Genomic DNA, 5,577 nt, shown 5'->3' with positions numbered 1-5,577 from the left:
CCATTATCCATTCTCAATTATCTTAATCTTCCCTGTCACCGCCTCGCTGATTAAGGCCGTGCGAAACTCTTTTAACAGCTCGATCAGTTTTTTTGTCTTTTCCACCTTGGCGTCGATGCGCGCGGTTTCTTTTTCAATGTGGGCGACAATGGCGGTTTGTTCTTTAGGCGGTGGTAGAAAGATACTTTGTTCTTTGACCATCGTCGAAGTAATCAATGGTTGAGCATTTTTATTTGAAAGATTGTTGAGATTTAAATTTTGAATAGAATAAAATAAATATTCCAGATTACCGGTACTATATGCAACTAAAGCATTATCACTAATCCATTTAGGGCCATCAACTAAACGAATATTTCCACACTTTGCACCTACTCTACCTATTACAAAAACATTGTCATTATTATTAAATTCTTCTGTATATCCTAAAATACCATTCCCACCATAAACAGGATATTTGCCAAAGTCTTTAATCATTTCAGATTTTATTCCTTCGCCATTTCCAATTTTTATTATCCACTTCAATTTCTTCACTTCCCAATGCTCGGGAATTCCTGCCCTGAGCCCAGTCGAAGGGTCGCCCAGCCACTCGATGCCGGAATCTTTCATCTTGACATCGGGATTGATGCCTTTGGTAACCGCCTGATTGATGATGGCGGTTTTTTCTTCTTCGTAGAGTTTAAGCAGTTGTTCTTTTTTGACAATCAGCTCGTCAATCTCAGCGGTTTTGCGGTCTAAGTAGTCGGCGATGGCGGTTTGTTCATCTGGGGGTGGAAGTGGTAGGAAGACATTTTCTACTTGTTCTGTTGAAACCGCTTTAAAAGTAGAGCCTGTGCCTAACCTCTCTAATTCTTCTCTAAAACTCAAACTTAAATAATAATGATATTTATAACATTTACTACGAATTGCGCATAAACCACGTCCAATACCAAATTTCTTATCTGCAATATTAACAGCACCAATGGGCGCTCTTACAGAAACAAGTATATCATTTTCCTTTACTATTTTTTTCGGTTCGGTGCACCAATTTTTTTCTTCAGGAAATGTTAAACCAAATTCAGCATTGCCCTGTAAGAATGGCATCCCAATTTGACTTTGATTGCACTTTGTAGAATCAGGTGATTGTCCCATAATTAGTACATTTGCATATTTTAATTTTTTTATTCCCCAATGTTCCGGAATTTCCCCAATCCACTCAATGCCGCTGTCTTTGTATTTTTCGTAGCGTTGCATTTTAACTCTTTATATTTTTCCAAGCACAAATCGAGCTTTTTCATGGCGCAGCATTTCATAAGGCGACATGAACTTAATGCCTAATCCAATGCAGGCGTTGGGTATCTTTATCTTTTTTGTAGAGTTAGCAGGGACTTCGTGTGTTACAATGATAAACTTATGAGATAATGCATGTGCCACAAGGTAATAATCCGCTACTTGCAGAAAAGTGTTAATTGCTGCCGGTTCATAGTTCTGTCCGGTTGCCCATTGGCTGATATTAGCAAACTCAGCAGCTGTTTGTGCGTCAGGTTTAAGGAAAAAATCCGATCCCCGTTCTTTAGCCCATACCGCTAATTCATCATCTCCGGCATTGATTTCGTCTCCAACCTTCTCAATGCTAAACACTTTATTTTCTTCATTATTTACAATAAGCCATTCCCAAAAGGCAGGGCAGAAGTCGAATCCGTAATGAAGGTTTTTAGCTTGTATAAATACGTTGGCATCCAGTAAGTAACTCATTTTATATATCCAAGCTTATTTACTATCTCTTGAAAAGTGGAATTCTTTTTTATCCCAAGCATTTTAAAAGCGTCACGGAATAAGGTTTGTCCTTCCAGAGTACTGCTGACAACAGCGCTTGCAAAACGCCTGCTTATGCGAACGCCTAAGGTTCTGTAAAAATCCCCGCCGTCACTGCTGCGCCGTTCAATTTTTAAAAGCCGTTCAAATTCAATATTCCATGTTTCCCAAAAATCTTCTCTGTTAATTGCGCCCAGGTCAAAGATGCGTCTTAAAATAACCAATGTGCTGACCTTATAACGGCGGGCTAACCGTTCCATCTCCGTATTTAATTTGCTATCTGCGCTATAATATTTTTTTAAATCTTCTAACGGTACAAGCAATTCGGCAGCAACCTGGTTACACCAGCGCTCAGTCTTTTCATTGGGAATATGTTCGGCCTGTATGTTAGATATCCCGCTTTCTCCTAACCAGATGTGAGCCAGTTCATGGGCAAGTGTAAACATTTTTGCGGATTTCGTATCATTGGAATTGATAAATATTAAAGACGCGAATTTATCTACTAATACGAAACCGCGAAACTCTTCCAGATCAAGTTTTCTGTAATTATTGCTGCCCACAACGCCGCTGACCATAACCAATATGCCCTGCTTTTCCACTTGATCAATAAACAGACGCAAAGCGTCTGTCCAGGTTCTTGCTTGTAAACGTTGATCAAGATTAAAATTTATCGTCTTACGAATATCTGCTGCAACTTCAATAACATCGTTTTTAATAGTTGTTTTTCCAACAAATCCTAATTCTTCAGGTTGCTGCATTCGTAAATATTCACGATACCATTCCTGCCTTTGCTGGCAGATATAAATGATATCCAATAAATCTTGGGTCGGTTGATCATATAACCCAGACACCATTGTGCGAAAATCAGGAATAGGTATTTCGATTTTTGGCGGTTCCTGTAGGAAAAATGTACCTAAAGGTAAATGTGTTTTTTGTGCAAAAGCTTCCAGTTGTTTTAATGTTGGTTGAATTACGCCCTGTTCCCATTCATTAAATTTAGGAAAGCGATTCAGCAAGGCGTTTATATTCAAACGTGCTCTTTGCCGCGCCCAGGTTAACATTTTTGGTTGAACGTTTATACGCATTATACTTTTATCCTGTTATCTTCAACATAATTTATTCAAGTATTGTTTTCTCAATTTCTAAAGATTTTTCTTCCAGCGCAAGAATATCGGCTTTAATTTCATCAAGTGATCGCAGGGGCTTAAACTCGTAAAAATATTTAGTAAAATTAATTTCATAGCCGGTTTTGGTTTTGCTTTCGTCAATCCAGGCGCCGGAGAGGTGCGGTTTTACTTCCCGTTCAAAATATTCTTCAATGGTCTGATTAACTAATTTGCCGCTTTTGTCCTTTCTGAGAAAGGGAATATTTTCATAATCTCTTAATGACGAATCCGCCTTTACCTTCCCCTTATTATCCATTTTCAATTTTCCATTATCCATTAACAAGGGCTGCTCAACTGCAACACGCCAGTAACCGAAAAATTTATTGGGAAAAATTTTGGAAAATTTGTTCTCTTCAAAATTACCGTACAGTTTGGTAATAAACTTTATGCCTTTTTCGTCGCCGTTTTCCGGAATGTATTTGCGCTTATTGCCCAGGCTGCGGCTCATCTTTTCCCAGAAGCGGTTGAAATCACGTTTGCCTTCTTTAATTAATTCTTCGTCCCTGGCGCCAGTGGCGTTAATCAACTGAATTTTGCCTTTGCGTTCTGCGCTTTTTTTATTAGTGACAATCCAGATATAGGTGGAAATGCCGGTGTTGTAAAAAAGCTGGTCGGGCAGGGCGATAATCACTTCCAGCAAGTCGTTTTCAATGATCCATTTGCGGATTTCGCTTTCACCGCTTCCTGCCTGTCCGGTAAACAGCGGTGAACCGTTAAACACAATGCCTATACGGCTGCCGTCCGCTTTCATTTTGGAAATCATGTGCTGCAAAAAGAGCAAGGAACCGTCATTGATGCGCGGCAGTCCGGCGCCAAACCGTCCGGCAAAACCTTTATTTTCGTGTTCGTCCTTAATTACTTTTGCCGCTTTTTTCCAGTCCACGCCAAAGGGCGGATTGGAAAGCATATAGTCGAATTTTTCGTCTTCCAGTCCGTCAACGGTAAACGTATTACCGAATTTAATGTTAGCCGGATTCTGCCCTTTAATCAGCATATCCGATTTGCAGATGGCATAGGACTCGGGGTTGATTTCCTGGCCGAACACTTCCAGCTTGGCGTCCTTATTCAGGCCGGTTTTTTTGTCGCATAAATGTATCTCGCCTACTGAGAGCATGCCGCCGGTTCCGCAGGCCGGGTCGTACAGCGTTTTGACGATTCCTTTTTGAGTGAGTATATTACGGTCGGCGTTAAAAAGAATATTTACCATCAGGCGTATGACCTCACGGGGCGTAAAATGCTCACCAGCGGTTTCGTTGCTTTGTTCGGCAAATCTGCGAATAAGCTCTTCAAACACATAGCCCATTTCCATTGAGCCCATATTCGACAAATCAATTTCCGCAAACCGTTTAACCACCTGAAAAAGAATATCCGCTTTGGGATCGTCCATGCGTTCAATATGGTCGTCAAAATTGAAATACTCTATAATCTCGCGGGCACTGGCTGAAAAGCCGTTTATGTAATTCCGCAGGTTTGCTGCTACATTGTTTGGATCAGCTGACAATTTTTCAAAATCAAATTTACTGCGGTTGTGAAAATTATGTCCGGCAATTTTATTTAGCGTTAAATCTTTTGCGCTGTCGGATAGTTTTTCAACTCTATACAGGTAATCGAGTACTTTTTGTTTGGTCGGGGCGAGAACACAATCCAAACGTCTGAGAACCGTCATTGGTAAAATTACTTTGCCGTAATCGGATTGTTTGTAATCACCGCGCAGCAGGTCGGCCACCGACCAAATCAGGGTTGCTTTTTCTTTAAAGTTAATATCAGTCATTCAGTATCTCTTTACCCTGTTAGATTTCAATTTATAAATAAAAATAACTATACAAAGATTAAAGTTGGGGAAAAATCATTTATAAAAACTTCATTGGAAAACGATAAACACATAACATAAAACTAAACATGCTAATAAAATAATCAATCATTGCTCTTTAAATTACCGAATCTATTTTGCTTGATTTTATAATTACTCATATTATACATATTTTTCCATATTTTTCCAATTACTTTATACCTCTTATAAAGCGACATAACCTGAAAATCAACAGGGATTTTTTATTATGAAAGAATATAAACCGCTTAATCCAATTGATATAAGACTCTTCGGTTTTTAAATTATAATGCTTAATCCGAATAAATTGTCTTATTTGATCTAAAAGTCTTGGATTATTAATTTCTGTTATAATTCATTTACAACTAAAACCATTCTTTCAAAAATCTTGTCCCTAACGATTGTATAAACTCTATTGTGTTTATCTCTCCCAATTGGCGGGCTAAACACAATATATATGTATTTTTTTTATCATCAGGTTTATCCTTTTTATTACGTCTATTTCTGCAACGCTCCACATCGCTACTATCCAAACCCATGATCTAAATTTTGCCGGCAGCATGAAACGTTGCCGCATATTGCGAAACGAATCGCGGATGTCGGAAGATAACAAAAACCGAATTTAAATAAAAGAACAAAATGGTGCGGGCGCGTCTGTTGGCAGATTTGGGTTATTATTCTTGTCTGCAAAAATAAAAAATATTTACTGACTCTTTACATTTGGTTGCAAATCTATGAATCTGACTTTATGCCCTTTGATGAAAAACATAGGTTAAAGTCTGGGTTAAAGTT

General features: G+C 38.7%; 5 protein-coding genes. All 5 read right to left on the bottom strand.

Going from position 1 to position 5,577, the window contains the following annotated elements; translation table 11 throughout:
* Positions 1 to 3: 3 nt before the first annotated feature.
* The 5 genes from J7K93_07175 to J7K93_07155 all read right to left on the bottom strand — a co-directional run bounded on the left by J7K93_07175 (position 4) and on the right by J7K93_07155 (position 5,140).
* Entirely contained in the window at positions 4 to 1,230 is a 1,227-nt protein-coding gene (locus J7K93_07175; protein ID MCD6116778.1) for a restriction endonuclease subunit S, read from the bottom strand.
* Positions 1,231 to 1,239: 9 nt separating this feature from the next.
* Positions 1,240 to 1,731, bottom strand: coding sequence for a DUF4411 family protein (locus tag J7K93_07170; protein ID MCD6116777.1), 492 nt, complete (start codon positions 1,729 to 1,731; stop codon positions 1,240 to 1,242).
* On the bottom strand, positions 1,728 to 2,876 hold the full coding sequence (locus tag J7K93_07165; GenBank protein MCD6116776.1) for an ImmA/IrrE family metallo-endopeptidase: 1,149 nt from the start codon (positions 2,874 to 2,876) through the stop codon (positions 1,728 to 1,730). The genes J7K93_07170 and J7K93_07165 overlap by 4 nt, the downstream gene beginning before the upstream one ends.
* Positions 2,877 to 2,907: 31 nt before the next feature.
* On the bottom strand, positions 2,908 to 4,728 hold the full coding sequence (locus J7K93_07160) for an SAM-dependent DNA methyltransferase (protein MCD6116775.1): 1,821 nt from the start codon (positions 4,726 to 4,728) through the stop codon (positions 2,908 to 2,910).
* A 229-nt stretch (positions 4,729 to 4,957) separates the two neighbouring features.
* Positions 4,958 to 5,140: a phage integrase N-terminal SAM-like domain-containing protein gene (locus J7K93_07155; protein ID MCD6116774.1), complete on the bottom strand. Its 183-nt coding sequence runs from the start codon at positions 5,138 to 5,140 to the stop codon at positions 4,958 to 4,960.
* Positions 5,141 to 5,577: the final 437 nt, after the last annotated feature.

This window comes from bacterium, from assembly GCA_021158245.1.
In the GTDB taxonomy this organism is placed as follows: domain Bacteria; phylum Zhuqueibacterota; class QNDG01; order QNDG01; family QNDG01; genus QNDG01.
This window is presented reverse-complemented; position numbering and strand designations above follow the sequence as displayed.